This window comes from Microbacterium thalassium (assembly GCF_014208045.1).
Classification (GTDB): domain Bacteria; phylum Actinomycetota; class Actinomycetes; order Actinomycetales; family Microbacteriaceae; genus Microbacterium; species Microbacterium thalassium.
This window is the reverse complement of sequence record NZ_JACHML010000001.1, coordinates 3,104,207-3,118,882: the sequence shown is the minus strand read 5'-3', so window position 1 is coordinate 3,118,882 and position 14,676 is coordinate 3,104,207. Positions and strand designations below refer to the sequence as shown.

15 protein-coding genes and 1 tRNA gene are annotated in these 14,676 nt (G+C 70.1%); 10 read left to right on the top strand and 6 right to left on the bottom strand.

The window, feature by feature from the left end; translation table 11 throughout:
* The first annotated feature begins 16 nt into the window (after nucleotides 1–16).
* The gene (locus tag HD594_RS14515; RefSeq protein ID WP_184751620.1) at nucleotides 17–1,537 is read left to right on the top strand and encodes a sulfatase-like hydrolase/transferase; all 1,521 of its coding nucleotides are present in this window, start codon (nucleotides 17–19) and stop codon (nucleotides 1,535–1,537) included.
* A gap of 147 nt (nucleotides 1,538–1,684) precedes the next feature.
* Entirely contained in the window at nucleotides 1,685–2,326 is a 642-nt protein-coding gene (locus tag HD594_RS14510; RefSeq protein WP_184751619.1) for an NAD(P)-dependent oxidoreductase, read from the top strand.
* A gap of 18 nt (nucleotides 2,327–2,344) precedes the next feature.
* On the opposite strand, the gene HD594_RS14505 is transcribed toward HD594_RS14510, so the two are convergent.
* Both HD594_RS14505 and HD594_RS14500 read right to left on the bottom strand, forming a co-directional pair.
* Nucleotides 2,345–3,655 (bottom strand): DUF4032 domain-containing protein, encoded by a 1,311-nt coding sequence (locus HD594_RS14505; RefSeq protein WP_184751618.1) that lies wholly within the window; start codon nucleotides 3,653–3,655, stop codon nucleotides 2,345–2,347.
* 76 nt (nucleotides 3,656–3,731) lie between these two features.
* Nucleotides 3,732–4,832, bottom strand: a complete 1,101-nt coding sequence (locus tag HD594_RS14500; RefSeq protein ID WP_184751617.1) for an ABC transporter ATP-binding protein — start codon at nucleotides 4,830–4,832, stop codon at nucleotides 3,732–3,734.
* Between the two features lie 245 nt (nucleotides 4,833–5,077).
* Between HD594_RS14500 and HD594_RS14495 the strand changes: the two genes are divergently transcribed.
* The 3 genes from HD594_RS14495 (at nucleotide 5,078) to HD594_RS14485 (ending at nucleotide 7,162) form a co-directional block, all read left to right on the top strand.
* Nucleotides 5,078–6,001 carry a DsbA family protein gene (locus HD594_RS14495; protein ID WP_184751616.1) on the top strand — a complete coding sequence of 308 codons (924 nt, stop codon included), beginning with the start codon at nucleotides 5,078–5,080 and terminating at the stop codon, nucleotides 5,999–6,001.
* Between the two features lie 49 nt (nucleotides 6,002–6,050).
* Nucleotides 6,051–6,123: transfer RNA gene (locus HD594_RS14490), tRNA-Thr, on the top strand.
* A 64-nt stretch (nucleotides 6,124–6,187) separates the two neighbouring features.
* Nucleotides 6,188–7,162 (top strand): DMT family transporter, encoded by a 975-nt coding sequence (locus HD594_RS14485; RefSeq protein WP_184751615.1) that lies wholly within the window; start codon nucleotides 6,188–6,190, stop codon nucleotides 7,160–7,162.
* A gap of 8 nt (nucleotides 7,163–7,170) precedes the next feature.
* On the opposite strand, the gene msrB is transcribed toward HD594_RS14485, so the two are convergent.
* Nucleotides 7,171–7,578, bottom strand: coding sequence for a peptide-methionine (R)-S-oxide reductase MsrB (gene msrB, locus HD594_RS14480; RefSeq protein ID WP_184751614.1), 408 nt, complete (start codon nucleotides 7,576–7,578; stop codon nucleotides 7,171–7,173).
* An 86-nt stretch (nucleotides 7,579–7,664) separates the two neighbouring features.
* On the opposite strand from msrB, the gene HD594_RS14475 reads away from it, so the two are divergent.
* From HD594_RS14475 to groL, 5 genes are all read left to right on the top strand, one after another.
* A complete protein-coding gene (locus tag HD594_RS14475) occupies nucleotides 7,665–8,657 on the top strand; it encodes a DUF2332 domain-containing protein (protein ID WP_184751613.1) in 993 nt (330 codons plus the stop codon).
* A 9-nt stretch (nucleotides 8,658–8,666) separates the two neighbouring features.
* A complete protein-coding gene (locus HD594_RS14470) occupies nucleotides 8,667–8,927 on the top strand; it encodes a DUF3263 domain-containing protein (protein ID WP_184751612.1) in 261 nt (86 codons plus the stop codon).
* A gap of 9 nt (nucleotides 8,928–8,936) precedes the next feature.
* Nucleotides 8,937–9,515: a LytR C-terminal domain-containing protein gene (locus tag HD594_RS14465; protein WP_271171151.1), complete on the top strand. Its 579-nt coding sequence runs from the start codon at nucleotides 8,937–8,939 to the stop codon at nucleotides 9,513–9,515.
* A 139-nt stretch (nucleotides 9,516–9,654) separates the two neighbouring features.
* Nucleotides 9,655–9,858, top strand: coding sequence for a cold-shock protein (locus tag HD594_RS14460; RefSeq protein ID WP_184751611.1), 204 nt, complete (start codon nucleotides 9,655–9,657; stop codon nucleotides 9,856–9,858).
* 173 nt (nucleotides 9,859–10,031) lie between these two features.
* Nucleotides 10,032–11,651: a chaperonin GroEL gene (gene groL, locus HD594_RS14455; RefSeq protein ID WP_184751610.1), complete on the top strand. Its 1,620-nt coding sequence runs from the start codon at nucleotides 10,032–10,034 to the stop codon at nucleotides 11,649–11,651.
* Nucleotides 11,652–11,703: 52 nt separating this feature from the next.
* On the opposite strand, the gene HD594_RS14450 is transcribed toward groL, so the two are convergent.
* From HD594_RS14450 to HD594_RS14440, 3 genes are all read right to left on the bottom strand, one after another.
* Complete coding sequence (locus tag HD594_RS14450) at nucleotides 11,704–11,991, bottom strand: WXG100 family type VII secretion target (RefSeq protein ID WP_184751609.1); 288 nt, start codon at nucleotides 11,989–11,991, stop codon at nucleotides 11,704–11,706.
* A gap of 190 nt (nucleotides 11,992–12,181) precedes the next feature.
* A complete protein-coding gene (locus tag HD594_RS14445) occupies nucleotides 12,182–13,804 on the bottom strand; it encodes a sensor histidine kinase (protein WP_309297722.1) in 1,623 nt (540 codons plus the stop codon).
* A 90-nt stretch (nucleotides 13,805–13,894) separates the two neighbouring features.
* Nucleotides 13,895–14,587 carry a response regulator transcription factor gene (locus HD594_RS14440; protein WP_184751608.1) on the bottom strand — a complete coding sequence of 231 codons (693 nt, stop codon included), beginning with the start codon at nucleotides 14,585–14,587 and terminating at the stop codon, nucleotides 13,895–13,897.
* Nucleotides 14,588–14,676: the final 89 nt, after the last annotated feature.

The window sequence follows — 14,676 nt, the reverse complement described above, 5'->3', positions numbered from 1 at the left end:
ACTGCCCCCCGAGCCCGTGTCCGCGACCGATCAGGAGGCAGCCGAGCGGCCGCCCGCGAAGCGCGCCCGCAAGGGGGGTCTCGGCAAGCGGATCCTCAAGAGCACGGGACTGATCCTCGCGCTGCCCGCGACGCTGCTGATGGCAGGCGTCGGCTATGCGCTCTTCGAGCTGGCGACCAACCGCCCCGACGACTCGCCCGAGCACGAGGCGAGGAAGGAGGAGTACGTCAGCGAGCTCAGCGCGACGATGCCGGTATCGGGCGAGACGCCGAACGTCCTCCTCGTGCACTACGACGATCTGGGCTACGGCGACCTGGGCTTCATGGGCGACACCCCCATCCAGACGCCGAACCTCGACGCCCTGGCGGCCGACGGCGTCGTCATGACCAACTACCACGCCCCCTCCGCCGTGTGCACGCCGTCGCGTGCGGCCCTCCTGACCGGCCGCATGGCTCCGCGGGCGGCGGTTCCGGACGTGCTCTTCCCCAACGAAGGCGTGACCAGCCTCATCAACGTCGTGACGGGCACGTTCGGGCTGACCCAGGCGGAGCTCACGATCCCCGACATCCTCCAGGCGTCCGGCTATGACACCGCGATGATCGGCAAGTGGCACATCGGCGACACCGAAGGCTCGACCCCGAACGACTTCGGGTTCGACTCGTTCCTGGGTTCGCTGTACTCGAACGACATGGTTCCGTTCCAGATCTACGAGGACCGCGAGGTCGTGCTGGAGACGGTCGACCAGACCCAGCTCGACGAGCTGTACACGGACCGCGCCGTCGAGTTCGTCGGTGCCGCAGGCGAGACCGAGGATCCCTTCTTCCTCTACTTCGCGCACAACTTCCCGCACGAGCCGCTCTACGCGGCCGCCGAGAACCAGGGACGATCGGACGCCGGTCTCTACGGCGATGTCGTCGAAGGACTCGATGACGGCATCGGCCGCATCGTCGACGAACTCGAGGCCACCGGGCAGCTGGACAACACGATCATCATGGTCACGAGCGACAACGGCCCGTGGTTCCAGGGAGACGGCGGCGACCACCGCGGTCGCAAGGGCTCGATCTCCGAGGGCGGCACGCTCGTGCCGTTCCTCGTCCACTGGCCCGAGGGCATCGAGGGCGGTCGCACCGTCGACACGATGGCGATGGGGACCGACGTCCTGCCGACGCTGCTGGACTGGCTCGACATCCCCGCGCCGACCGATCGCACGCTCGACGGCACGAGCATGGCACCCGTCCTCGCCGGCACGAGCGACACCGTGAGCGAGTTCTACTACTACTACGCGAGCAAGAAGCTGCTCGCCGTCAGCGACGGCCGCTTCAAGTACTACGCCGCTCAGCCGTACCTGTACGGGGTCAGCGGCACGTCGTTCGCCACTCCGTTCTCGAAGGGTCCGTGGCTGTTCGACCTCGACGCCGACCCGAGCGAGTCCTACGACGTGATCGAGCGGTACCCCGAGGCCGCGGCCGCGCTCGCCGCCGAGCTCGAGCGACGCAACGCCGAGACCGACGAGAACCCGCGCGGCTGGAAAGACTAGCTACGAGCACGACCGCCGGGGACGGGACCTTCGCCGCCCCCGGCGGCCGCGCGTCATCGGCGTCCAGCTGACATCCGTTCATGCATGCCGGGGAATGAAACCGGTGGTGCGAGGATTGAACGTGTCAGAGCCGACGAGAGGAACACCATGGCCCGCATCGCCGTCATCGGAGGAACCGGCTACGCCGGACGTCACATCGTCGCCGAGGCCGTGAGCAGAGGCCACACGGTCGTGTCGGTGGCCCGCACGCTGCCCGCCGAACGGATCGACGGGGCGACCTACGTCGAGGGCACCGTCCTGGATGTTCCGACCCTCGTGTCGGAGCTCGAAGGCGTGGACGTGGTGATCTCGGCGGTGGCGCCGCGAGGCGACATGCTCGGAAAGCTGCGTCCGGCGATCGCCGAACTCGTCGCCGAGCTGCCGGCGGATGTGCGCCTCGGCGTCATCGGCGGAGCCGGAGGGAGTCTGATCGCTCCGGGCGGAGAACGAGTGGTCGACCAGCCGTTCTTCCCCGAGGCGGCCAAGCCCGAGGCGCTCGAGGCGATCGGGGTCCTCGAGGACCTGCAGGCCCACGGCGGTCGCCGTGACTGGTTCTACATCCACCCGGCGGCGGGGTTCGGCTCGTACAACCCCGGTGAGCGGACCGGCGGCTATCGCGTCGGTGGAGAGGTGCTGGTCACCCACGACGAAGGTGCATCGTTCATCTCGGGCGCCGACTTCGCCATCGCCATCGTCGACGAGATCGAGACCCCGCGTCACGTGCGAGAGCGCTTCACCGTCGGGTACTGACGGGTCTGGCGCGGAGCGTCAGACCAGGTCGCGCCAGTCGATCTCGTCTTCCTCGTCTTCGCCGATGATGTCGAGATCGGCGGTGATGACCGGCAGCGAGACCGTGTCGGTGGGCGGGCCCATCAGCGTCGCCTCGTCCCGCCGGTGGCGGAGCACGTCCTCGACGTAGCTGGTGAGCACCTCGGCCAGCGGAGCGGACCGTCCGCGTGCCTGCGACATGTACCACCGGTGCTCGAGCACCTGGTGGAAGACCTCGGCCGGCTCGAGCTTGGCGCGCAGATCGAACGGGATCGCCTTGACGACGGGCTCGAACACACGCGTGAGCCACTCGTGCGCGACCATCTCCTCGTCGTCGCCGAGCCGTGACACGCGGGCGCGGAACTCGTCGAGGTCGTTCAGCAGGCGACGCGCCTGGTTCTCCTCGACGTCGAGGCCCGTCAGGCGGAGCAGGCGACGCTGGTGGTGGCCGGCATCCACGACCTTCGGCTCGATCGAGACGCGCGTGCCGTCGGCGGTGGACTGGATCGACATCTCGCCGATGTCGAAGCCGAGGGTGTTCAGGCGCTGGACGCGCTCGGTGATGCGCCACGTCTCGTCGACGCCGAACGTCTCGGTGTCGGTGAGGGCCGCCCACAGCGACCGGTACGACCCCACGATGCCGTCGGCGATCGCGAGCGCGTCGACGCCGCCCTCGAGGCGTCCGCCGGCCTCGAGGTCCATGATCTCGCCGGCGATGTTGGTGCGCGCGATCTCGAGGTCGTGCTCGCGCTGACCGCGCGTGAGCCCGCCCTCGTGGAGCTCGCCTGTCTCGGCGTCCACGAGGTACGCGGCGAACGCTCCGGCGTCGCGCCGGAACAGCGTGTTCGACAGCGAGACGTCGCCCCAGAAGAACCCGACGTTGTGCAGGCGCACCAGCAGAGCCGCCAGCGCGTCGACCAGGCGCGTGGCGGTGTCAGGTCGCAGGACCTGCGTGAACAGCGCCCGGTAGGGGAGCGAGAACTTCAGGTGCGCGGTGACGAGGGCCGCCGGCAGCGGCTCGCCATCGGGGGAGCGGCGGCCGTCGATGACGGCCACGCGCTCCACGCGGGGGGCGTCCAGGCGGGCGAGGTTGCCGAGCATGTCGTACTCGCGGCGCGCCATCGGCCCGGTCGTCTCTTTGATGGCGACCACGCGACCCGACAGGCTCGCGAACCGCACGAGATGGCGCGAGATGCCCTTGGGCAGGTAGACGATGGTGTGAGACGGCCAATCGCCCAGCGGCGTCTGCCAGGGCAGGCCGAGGAGTCCCGGATCGACGCTGCTCGCGGTGATGCTCAGGGCATCGGGCACGGACCCTCCCGAAGACGGCGCGACGGCGCGGGGGATGTGCATCCGCCCGCGCCGCCGCGATGAGGTGTGGATCTGGTCAGGCCGAGGCGATCGCAGCCGAGGTCAGGCGCTCGCCCGACTCCATGTCGAAGACGTGCACGTGGTGCGGCACGGGCGCGAGCACGACGGTCTCACCCGCGTCGGGGTGGTTGCGGCCGTCGACGCGCGCGACGATGTCGGTGCGCTTGCCCTCGATGTCGGTGTGACCGTACAGGTACCCGTCGGCGCCGAGCTCCTCGACCAGGTCGACGACGACCGAGAGGCCCTTGCCGTCCTCGGGGTTGACGATGATGTCCTCGGGGCGGACACCCGCGGTCACCTCGCTGCCGTGGGCCTTGTTGGTGGCGTCGTCGATGCCGACGACCCGGGTGCCGAACTGGATGCCGCCCTCGGTCAGCGGCACCGGGAACAGGTTCATCGCGGGCGAGCCGATGAAGCCGGCCACGAACACGTTCTCGGGCTTCTCGTACAGGTCGCGCGGGGTGCCCACCTGCTGGAGGATGCCGTCCTTGAGCACCGCGATGCGGTCGCCCATCGTGAGCGCCTCGGTCTGGTCGTGGGTGACGTAGACCGTGGTGACGCCGAGGCGACGCTGCAGCGACGCGATCTGGGTGCGCGTCTGGACGCGCAGCTTCGCGTCGAGGTTCGACAGCGGCTCGTCCATGAGGAACACCTGGGGCTGACGCACGATCGCGCGGCCCATGGCGACGCGCTGGCGCTGGCCGCCCGAGAGGGCCTTCGGCTTGCGGGTCAGGTACTGCTCGAGGTCGAGCAGCTTGGCGGCCTCGAGGACGCGCTGCGCGCGCTCCTCCTTGCCGACACCGGCGATCTTCAGAGCGAAGCCCATGTTCTCGGCGACGGTCATGTGCGGGTACAGCGCGTAGTTCTGGAACACCATCGCGATGTCGCGGTCCTTGGGAGCGACATCGGTGACGTCGCGGTCGCCGATCAGGATGCGGCCCGCATTGACCTCTTCGAGGCCGGCCAGCATGCGCAGGGACGTGGACTTGCCGCAGCCCGAGGGGCCGACGAGAACCAGGAACTCGCCATCGGCGATCTCGAGGTTGAGCTTGTCGACCGCGGGGCGCGTGCCCCCGGGGTACAGACGCGTCGCATTGTCGAAAGTGACGGTCGCCATTGTTTCTTTCTCCTTCACCGGCAGGTACGTGCCGGACGATCCGTAGTGAGGATGAGCGGGGGCAAACCCGCCGCGCCCGCCATCGGGCGCTCCCCTCAGTATGCCAGATCGGGCAATCGGCCGGGTTCGGCGGCCATGGAGCGCCTGTCTGGGCATTTCCCAGCCACCCTGGTTAGCATCGTCTGCGGTCGCGTCCCGTGCGACCCCTGCCGCATGCCGGTCCACAGTCATTCCCGAGAGGTTCCATGTCGAGCGACGATCCATCGAACGCGCCGAGTCCGAGCGAGCGTCGCGACGCCGTTCGCGAGAAGGCGCAGCAGGTGCAGGCTCGGCAGCGGCGCGCACGCCGCATCCGCATCACGACCGTCTCGCTGGTCGCGATCGTCGTGGTCGCCGTGACTGCGTCGGTGGTCACGTGGGTCGTCTCGTCCGACGCCTCGCAGCCGCTCCGGTCCCCGGCGAACATGGCCGACGACGGCTTCGCCGTCACGTCCGTCGCCGGTGTCGCCCTCAGCAGCGACGTCGTGCAGGGCGCGACCCCCAGCCCCTCGGACACCGCCGAGCCCGAGGCGACGCCGACCGAGCGCCCCGCCGTCGAGATCCGCGTGTACGTCGACTACCTCTCGACGGCATCGCGCGACTTCCAGGTGGCGAACGTGCAGCAGCTGGCCAAGTGGGTCACCGAGGATGCCGCGACGCTCACGTACTACCCGGTGTCGATGCTCACCGCCAAGTCGAACGGCACCAAGTACTCCCTGCGTGCGGCCGGCGCCGCCGCGTGTGTGGCGACGCATTCGCCCGACACGTTCTTCGCGTACAACAACGCGCTGCTCACGCAGCAGCCCGAGGTCGACTCCGGCGGCTACGACGACAGCGAGCTGGCGTCGCTGGCGATCGCCTCGGGCGCCCAGAACCCCAAGACGGTGCGCACGTGCATCGAGGACCAGGTGTACCGCGGCTGGGCCAAGGAGGCCACCGAGCACGCCCTCGAGGGGCTGCCCGGCACCGACGGCCTCGCGCTCACCGGAACGCCCACGGTCCTGGTCAACGGCACCCCCTACGTCGGGTCGCTGACGGACCCGAAGGAGTTCGCGCAGTTCGTGCTCACGCTCGCGAGCGACGCGTACTACCAGGCGACGCCCACCCCGACGGCGACCGCGACGCCGTAGCCGGAGCGCGCACGGTCCCCGCACGCCGCGCCGGTAGACTGGTTGCTCTGCCGACTTGGCGCAATTGGTAGCGCACCCGACTTGTAATCGGGCGGTTACGGGTTCGAGTCCCGTAGTCGGCTCGTGTCTGGCGTCGACCCCGACTTGTCATCGCGCGGTACGGGTTCGAGTCCCGTAGTCGGCTCCATGAACGCGACCGAAGACGATGGGGTCTCCCGCAGCGTGCCTCTGCCCGGCTGGCTCGCGGTCTCGGGCGCCGTCGTCGTGGGGGCGCTCACGGCGCTGCAGGCGCGCGCGAACGGGCAGCTCGGCGTCCGAATCGACGACGGCTTCACCGCCGCGTTCATCTCGTTCGGCTCGGGCTTCGCGATCCTCGTGGTGCTGTCGCTGGTGTTCCCGGCCGGCAGACGGGGAGCGGCCACGCTGCTGAGGGGCGTGCGCACCGGAGGCATCCCGTGGTGGATGCTCGCCGGCGGAGCCGCAGGCGCCCTCACCGTCGCCACGCAGGGGCTCGCCGTCGGACTCATCGGCGTGTCGCTGTTCACGGTCGGCGTGGTCGCGGGCCAGACGCTCGCCGGGCTCGTGCTCGACCGGATCGGGTACGGCCCCGGCGGCGCCGTCGCCGTCACGATCCCCCGTGTGGTCGGCGGTGCGCTCGCGCTCGGCGCCGTGACGATCTCGCTGTCCGGCGGCGGCGTCGGAGGCATCCCGTGGTGGATGCTCACGCTGCCGTTCTTCGCGGGCGCCGGCATCTCATGGCAGCAGGCCACCAACGGCCGGCTCCGCCAGCGCGTGGGGACCCCGCTGACGGCGACCCTGGTCAACTTCGCCGGCGGGACGCTCGTGCTCGCGGTCGCCGCCGCGATCCGCATCGCCTTCGCCGGCCGGCCGGATCCGCTGCCGGCGGAGGCGTGGCTCTACACCGGCGGCGCGCTCGGCGTCGTGTACATCTTCCTGTCGGCCGCGCTCGTGCAGTACACCGGGGTGCTGCTGTTCGGCCTGGGATCGGTCGTCGGTCAGCTCGTGACCTCGGTGCTGCTGGACGCGGTGTGGCCGGCGCCGGCGAGCCCCGGGATCGTGCAGGAATCGCTCATGGTCTCGGTCGCCCTGATCTCGGTCGTCGTCGCGGCGGCACCCTGGCGGCGGCGTCGGCGCCGCTGACGGGAGTCCTACGCGGATTCGTGGGGCGTGAAGGACAGCGAGATCGAGTTCATGCAGTAGCGGTCGCCGGTGGGGGTGCCGAAGCCGTCCGGGAAGACGTGCCCCAGGTGCGAGCCGCAGTTCGCGCAGCGCACCTCGGTGCGCACCATGCCGTAGGTGCGGTCCTCGAGCAGTTCGACGGCCTCGGGCCGCACCGACTCGTAGAAGCTCGGCCAGCCGCAGTGCGAGTCGAACTTCGTGCCGCTGTGGAACAGTTCGGCCTCGCACGCGGCGCACGTGTACAGTCCCGCGCGATGCTCGTCGAGCAGCTCGCCCGTCCAGGCCCGCTCCGTGCCGGCCTGACGCAGCACCGCGTACTGCTCGGCGGTGAGCTTCTCGCGCCAGTGATCGTCGCTGTGGTCGACGTTGTACGTCATGGGTCCTCCTCGGTCGTATCCATTCAACAGCAGGGCCTGTGCGACTGTTCCGCGCTCGCTGAGCGTCTGCCGGGAGAATGGAGCCGATGAGCACCGACGAGCACGAGGTCGCGGATCGCTACGGCCGCTTCGCACGGGACGAGGCGCCCGGGCGCAGTGCGCTGTACGCCGCGTGGGCCGCCCGCGTCGCGGCGGACCCCGCCATCGCCCGGCTCCTCGCGCGCATTCCGGCGACGCGCCGCCAGCCGCCGCTCGTGTTCGCGATCTGCCGCATGCTGGGTGCCCCCGAGACGGATGCCGCCGCGTGGGCCGACTGGCTGGAGCCGCACATCGACGAGGTCGTCGACGAAGCCTCGCGGCGCTCCCTGCAGACCAACGAGCCGCTGCGGTGCGCGGCCCTGCTGCCGGCGCTGTCGCAGATCGAGGGGCCGATCGCCCTCCTCGAGCTCGGCGCGAGCGCGGGACTGTGCCTGCATCCGGATCGGTACTCGTATCGCTACGCGGACGGTCCGGCGCTGGATCCGTCCGCCGGAGCATCCGCGGTCGTGCTCGAGTCGCGGCTCACCGGCGACGCGGCTGTCCGCCTGCCCGAGGTCGTGTGGCGCGCCGGGGTCGATCTCGCCCCCCTGGATCCGCGCGACCGGGCGGATCGCGCGTTCCTCCGGGCCCTGGTGTGGCCGGGCGAGACGGGCCGCGAGGAGCGCATCCGCGCCGCGCTCGACATCGCCGCGGCGCATCCCGCGCCCATCTGGACCGGTGACGCCTCCGACCCCGACGTGGTGCGCGAGGCCGCGCGGCAGGCGCCCGTGGACGCGACCCTGGTCGTGACCACTCCCGGCCTCCTGCCGCACGTCCCGCGGGCCGGGCGCGAGCGGATCCTCCCGGTGCTGGCGGGCGGGCCGTGGCGGTGGGTGACGATCGATCCCGCCGGTCTGCACGATGCGTGGCGGCCGGCGCTGCATGCCGACGAGTGGCGTGGTGGGTTCGTGCTCGGACTCGACGCTCGCCCGATCGCCGTCGTCGACCCGCTCGGCGCGTTCGTGGAGTGGCGCGCCGGTCCCGCGACCGCGCGCGGCTAGCGTGGAGGAGTGCCCTTCAGCGACCGCGACCGCGCCCTGCTCGACTTCGAGAGCGCGTGGATGCGGCACGCCGGCGCCAAGGAGGAGGCGATCCGCGCCGATCTCCAGATGTCGCCGGCGCGGTACTACCAGCTGCTGGGACGGCTGATCGACACCGCCGAGGCGCAGGCGTACGACCCGATGCTGGTGGGTCGGCTGCGGCGCATGCGCGATCAGCGCGAGCAGCCCGGTCGCCGCCACGGTCAGAGGACCTCCGCCCACGCCGGGTAACATCGTGGGGTGCCAGAGTCCTCCTTCCCCCGGGATCGCTTCGACGACCTCCCCGAGGACGGCGGCCGGATCGGCGCCCACCGTGCCGAGCAGCCGCACCTGCACGGGTGGACGCTCTTCTTCTGGGCGGCCGCCGCGACCGTCGTCCTGACGATCGTCGGCGTGTTCGCCACGATGGTCGTCTCGGGCCGCATCGAGCTGGCGCCCGAGCCCGAGCCGACGATCACCGCCACCCCCGTTCCGACCGTCGAGCCCGCCGTCGACACGGCGTATCAGGTGCTCATCCTCAACGCGACGCCGAAGGAGGGCCTGGCGACGCAGACCAAGGATGTCGTGCTCGGCGCCGGCTGGTCGTCCTCGGACGTCACCGCCGGCGAGGCCGGCAGCCAGGACTTCGCCGAGACGACGGTCTACTACCTGGACGCCGAGGACGAAGCGGCCGCGCTCGGTCTCGCCGAGGTCGTCGGCGGCGCCCGCGTCGAGCAGAGCGACGTGTACCAGGCAGCGGTCGAGGGCAGCTCGCAGCTCACGGTCGTCCTGGGCCTGGACCGCATCGAGCAGTCGCCCAGCGCGACGCCGTCGCCCTGACCGAGCACCGGACCGGCGGCGCGTGTTTCGCGCCCGTAAACACTTCGCGGCATGCGTGTCAACACTTCGTCCGCGGGCGATTCCGTGAATTCTCCGATGAATACGATGGGCCCCAGTCCCACAGCTACAGGAGATTCGCATGACCCAGGGAACCGTCAAGTGGTTCAACGCCGAGAAGGGCTACGGCTTCATCACGGTGTCCGACGGCCGCGACGTGTTCGTCCACTATTCGAACATCGAGATGACCGGCTTCCGCGTCCTCGAAGAAGGTCAGACGGTGGAGTTCACCGTCGGGACCGGACAGAAGGGTCCGCAGGCCGAATCCGTCCGCGTCGTCGCCTGACGACACCACGACCTCGGAACGGAGCGCCCCCGCATGGGGCGCTCCGTTCCGTCGTGTTGCGGCACTGTTCGACGCGGCTTGCACTCGATAGGGGCGAGTGCCAGAATGTGTTAGCACTCCATCTTGCTGAGTGCTAAGTCCGACAGCCACCGTCCGGGAGGGACGACACACTTATGGCAAAGATCATCGCTTTCGACGAGGAGGCCCGCCGCGGCCTCGAGCGCGGCCTGAACATCCTGGCCGACGCCGTCAAGGTGACCCTCGGCCCGCGCGGTCGCAACGTCGTGCTCGAGAAGAAGTGGGGCGCACCCACCATCACGAACGACGGCGTGTCGATCGCCAAGGAGATCGAGCTCGAGGACGCGTACGAGAAGATCGGCGCGGAGCTCGTCAAGGAGGTCGCGAAGAAGACCGACGACGTCGCCGGTGACGGCACGACGACGGCCACCGTCCTCGCCCAGGCGCTCGTGCGCGAGGGCCTGCGCAACGTCGCGGCCGGCGCCGACCCCATCTCGCTCAAGAAGGGCATCGAGAAGGCCGTCGCCGCCATCACCGCCGAGCTGCTCGAGAACGCCAAGGAGGTCGAGTCCAAGGAGCAGATCGCTGCGACCGCCTCGATCTCGGCCGCTGACCCGGAGATCGGCGCGCTCATCGCCGAGGCCATCGACAAGGTCGGCAAGGAGGGCGTCGTCACCGTCGAGGAGTCGCAGACGTTCGGCACCGAGCTCGAGCTCACCGAGGGCATGCGCTTCGACAAGGGCTACCTGAACCCCTACTTCGTCACCGACCCGGAGCGTCAGGAGGCGGTCTTCGAGGACCCCTACATCCTGATCGCGAACCAGAAGATCTCGAACATCAAGGACCTTCTGCCCGTCGTCGACAAGGTGATCCAGGAGGGCAAGGAGCTCCTCATCATCGCCGAGGACGTCGAGGGCGAGGCTCTCGCGACCCTGGTGCTCAACAAGATCCGCGGCATCTTCAAGTCGGCTGCCGTCAAGGCCCCCGGCTTCGGCGACCGTCGCAAGGCTCAGCTGCAGGACATCGCGATCCTCACCGGCGGCCAGGTCATCACCGAGGAGGTCGGTCTCAAGCTCGAGAACGCCACCCTCGACCTGCTCGGCCGTGCGCGCAAGGTCATCATCACCAAGGACGAGACCACCATCGTCGAGGGTGCCGGTGAGCAGTCGCTCATCGAGGGCCGCGTGACCCAGATCCGTCGCGAGATCGAGAACACCGACAGCGACTACGACCGCGAGAAGCTGCAGGAGCGCCTCGCCAAGCTCGCCGGCGGCGTGGCCGTCATCAAGGCGGGCGCGGCCACCGAGGTCGAGCTCAAGGAGCGCAAGCACCGCATCGAGGACGCCGTCCGCAACGCGAAGGCGGCCGTCGAGGAGGGCATCGTCCCCGGTGGCGGCGTGGCCCTCATCCAGGCGGGCGCCACGGCGTTCGACGGCCTTGAGCTCGTCGGCGACGAGCAGACCGGCGCGAACATCGTGAAGGTCGCCATCGAGGCTCCGCTCAAGCAGATCGCGCTCAACGCGGGCCTGGAGCCCGGCGTCGTCGCCAACAAGGTGTCGGAGCTGCCGGCCGGCCACGGCCTGAACGCCGCCACCGGCGAGTACGGTGACCTGTTCGCACAGGGCATCATCGACCCCGCCAAGGTGACCCGCTCGGCTCTGCAGAACGCCGCGTCGATCGCGGGCCTGTTCCTGACGACCGAGGCCGTCGTCGCCGACAAGCCCGAGAAGGCCGCGCCGGTTCCGGCCGACCCGACCGGCGGCATGGACTTCTGATCCATCGCACCTGACAGAAGAGCCCCGGCTGATGCCGGGGCTCTTCTGCGTCTCAGCGGAACAGGCTCATCGTCGCCTGCTCGGCCTCGGCGTACTGCCGGCCCGCCGAGGCGAGCGCCGCGTTGATGCCCGCCAGCGACTCCTCGACCTGGCGCTGGGTGACGCGCCACTGCTCGACGGCGGCGTGGAAGGCGCTCGACGCCCCGCCGGTCCACGTGGACTGCAGCTGGGTCAGCTGCGACATCATCGCGTGCGTCTCGCCTTCGATGCGGTCGATCGTGTTGCGCACCGAGCCGGTCGCGGCGATGACGGCGTCGCTGTCGACGGAGAAGACGGCCATGGAACCTCCTCGAACAGGGGGAGGCCGGATGCCGTTCCCCGCTGCCTTCACGCTAGATTCCGGCTCCGCCGCCGGCGCTCGCGCGGGCCGGTCTGGGGACGGCAGCCGATTCCGGATCGCTGGGGAGGAGAGACGGTGCGAGGGATGCGCGCACACCCCGGGCGGCGATAGCGCGCAGCGGACCGGGCGGCTAGCCCGGCGGGGGCTGCAGGGGCTGTGTCTCGAGGTCGCGGTGCTCCTCCGCATCGCGGGCGCGCGCGAGGGGGAAGGCGACCCGGAACGTCGCGCCGCCGCCGGGGGTGTCCATCACCGTCACCGAGCCGTGCAGCGCATCCATGATCGACGCCACGATCGACAGGCCGAGCCCCGATCCGCCGGTCTCGCGCGTGCGCGACGTGTCGGCGCGCCAGAACCGCTGGAAGATCTTCTCCTTGATCTGGTCGGGGACGCCGGGGCCGTGGTCGCTGACCTCGATCCACCCGCTGCCCTGGGTCTGATCCACGCCGACGCGCAGCTCGATCGGCGAATCGTCGGCCGTGAACCGGCGGGCGTTGCCGAGCAGGTTGGTCACGACCTGGCGGATGCGGTTCTCGTCGCCGAGCACGACCGGTTCGCGGTGGCTCGGCGGCGGCGCCGATGACGCGGGCGCGGGCGGCTCGGGCGCGGGCGGCTCGGTCTGGCGGGCCCGTCGCCGGAGCATCGCCAGACTCGGCCCCGAGCGCCGCTTCTTCGCCTCGGGCTCGGCGGGCTTGAGCGGCGGCGCGGGGGCGGAGATCGTCTCGGAGGTCGTGTCGATGACCGTGACCTCGCGAAGCGGAGACGTCGCGCGCACGTCCAGCGCCGCGTCGCGTGCGATCGGGCGCAGGTCGACGTCGGTGATCACGACGTCGCGCCGTTCATCGAGCCGGGCGAGGGCGAGCAGATCCTCGACCATCGCGCCCATGCGGATGGCCTCCTTCTCGATGCGGTCCATCGACTGGGCGACCTGCTCATCGCCCTGGATGGCCCCCATGCGGTACAGCTCGGCATAGCCGCGCACCGTCACCAGGGGAGTGCGCAGCTCGTGGCTGGCGTCTCCGACGAAGCGCCGCATCTGCTGCACGGTCGAGTCGCGCTGCGTGATGGCGCCGTCGACGCGATCGAGCATGGCGTTGATGGCGCGCTTGAGGCGTCCGACCTCGGTGCCGGGCTCGATCTCGGTCATGCGTGTGCTGAAGTCGCCTTCGGCGATCGACATCGCGGTCGCCTCGACCTGGCCGAGACTGCGGAACGCGAGCGTCACGAGCAGCCGGATCAGGATGGCGCCGAGGGCGATGGTGATGACCGCGATGATGCTGTAGATGCCGAGGTACGTCGCGATCGTGCGGTTGACGCCCGCGAGCGGCGCGGCGACCAGCTGGGTGTACAGCGTGCCCGCGTTCTGGACCTCCTGGACCGTCACCGCGTAGCGGTACTCGGCCTCGCCGTCCTCGCTCCAGACGGTGTAGACGCCGTCGCGCTGGTAGGCGCGGTCGGGGGGAAACGTCTCGGGCAGGTCCGGGGGCGTCGCACCGCGTCCCCCCGCGACCGCGAGCAGCTCGCCCGGGGTCGGACCGTAGACCGCGACGAAGAGGTCGGTGTCGCGCGCCGTGTCCGATGGTTCGACGACGAGCTCGCCCCGCTCGACGAAGATGTCGAACTGCTGCGAAGCCACGTCGGTGCGCGCCAGGTCGCGCACGGTGTCCTCGACCGTCGACGCGAGTGCCCCGCGCAGGAAGGTCGTGGTGAGGATCCCCGCGCCGAGCAGACCCATCGCGAGCACGGCGACGGCCACGCCCGTCACCTTCGCACGCAGGCTCGTCGATCGCCACCAGCGGGTGACGGCGTCGTTCTTCTCGGTCAGGACGGGCCTCCTCGACGCCCGCTAGGCCGACTTGCCGGCCTTGAGCATGTACCCGAACCCGCGCTTGGTCTGGATCAGCGGCTCGGACGAGTGCGGGTCGATCTTGCGGCGAAGGTACGAGATGTAGCTCTCGACGATGCCGGCGTCGCCGTTGAAGTCGTACTCCCACACGTGGTCGAGGATCTGCGCCTTCGACAGCACGCGGTTCGGGTTGAGCATCAGGTAGCGCAGCAGCTTGAACTCGGTCGGGCTCAGGTCGATCGAGACATCGCCGACCTGCACGTCGTGGGTGTCCTGATCCATCGTGAGCTCGCCGGCGCGGATCACCGACTCCTCGTCGGCCTGCATCGTGCGGCGCAGGATCGCCTGGATGCGGGCGACGATCTCGTCGAGGCTGAACGGCTTGGTGACGTAGTCGTCGCCGCCGGCGTTGAGGCCCGTGATCTTGTCCTCGGTGTCGTCCTTGGCGGTCAGGAACAGGATCGGCGCGGTGTATCCGGCGCCGCGGAGCCGTTTGGTGACGCTGAACCCGTTCATGTCGGGGAGCATGACGTCGAGCACGATCAGGTCGGGTTCCTCCTCGAGGACGGCCGAGATCGTCTGGGCTCCGTTGGAGACTGCTCGAACCTGGAACCCCGCGAAGCGAAGGCTCGTGATGAGCAGGTCGCGGATGTTCGGCTCGTCGTCCACGACGAGGATGCGCGGTGCGGTCATATGGCCATTATTGCCACCCATTCGATGCGCGCGCTGGATATCCGTGCGGCGGGCCGGGATCGCGGCCCCTCCCCGACCCTCGCGGGCAT

Bases quoted from the DNA above. Each gene is read 5' to 3' on its own strand.
- HD594_RS14485 (WP_184751615.1), top strand. From the start codon at position 6,188: ATGAACGCGACCGAAGACGATGGGGTCTCCCGCAGCGTGCCTCTGCCC.
- HD594_RS14510 (WP_184751619.1), top strand. From the start codon at position 1,685: ATGGCCCGCATCGCCGTCATCGGAGGAACCGGCTACGCCGGACGTCAC.
- HD594_RS14500 (WP_184751617.1), bottom strand. From the start codon at position 4,832: ATGGCGACCGTCACTTTCGACAATGCGACGCGTCTGTACCCCGGGGGC.
- groL (WP_184751610.1), top strand. From the start codon at position 10,032: ATGGCAAAGATCATCGCTTTCGACGAGGAGGCCCGCCGCGGCCTCGAG.
- msrB (WP_184751614.1), bottom strand. From the start codon at position 7,578: ATGACGTACAACGTCGACCACAGCGACGATCACTGGCGCGAGAAGCTC.
- HD594_RS14495 (WP_184751616.1), top strand. From the start codon at position 5,078: ATGTCGAGCGACGATCCATCGAACGCGCCGAGTCCGAGCGAGCGTCGC.
- HD594_RS14450 (WP_184751609.1), bottom strand. From the start codon at position 11,991: ATGGCCGTCTTCTCCGTCGACAGCGACGCCGTCATCGCCGCGACCGGC.
- HD594_RS14475 (WP_184751613.1), top strand. From the start codon at position 7,665: ATGAGCACCGACGAGCACGAGGTCGCGGATCGCTACGGCCGCTTCGCA.
- HD594_RS14460 (WP_184751611.1), top strand. From the start codon at position 9,655: ATGACCCAGGGAACCGTCAAGTGGTTCAACGCCGAGAAGGGCTACGGC.
- HD594_RS14440 (WP_184751608.1), bottom strand. From the start codon at position 14,587: ATGACCGCACCGCGCATCCTCGTCGTGGACGACGAGCCGAACATCCGC.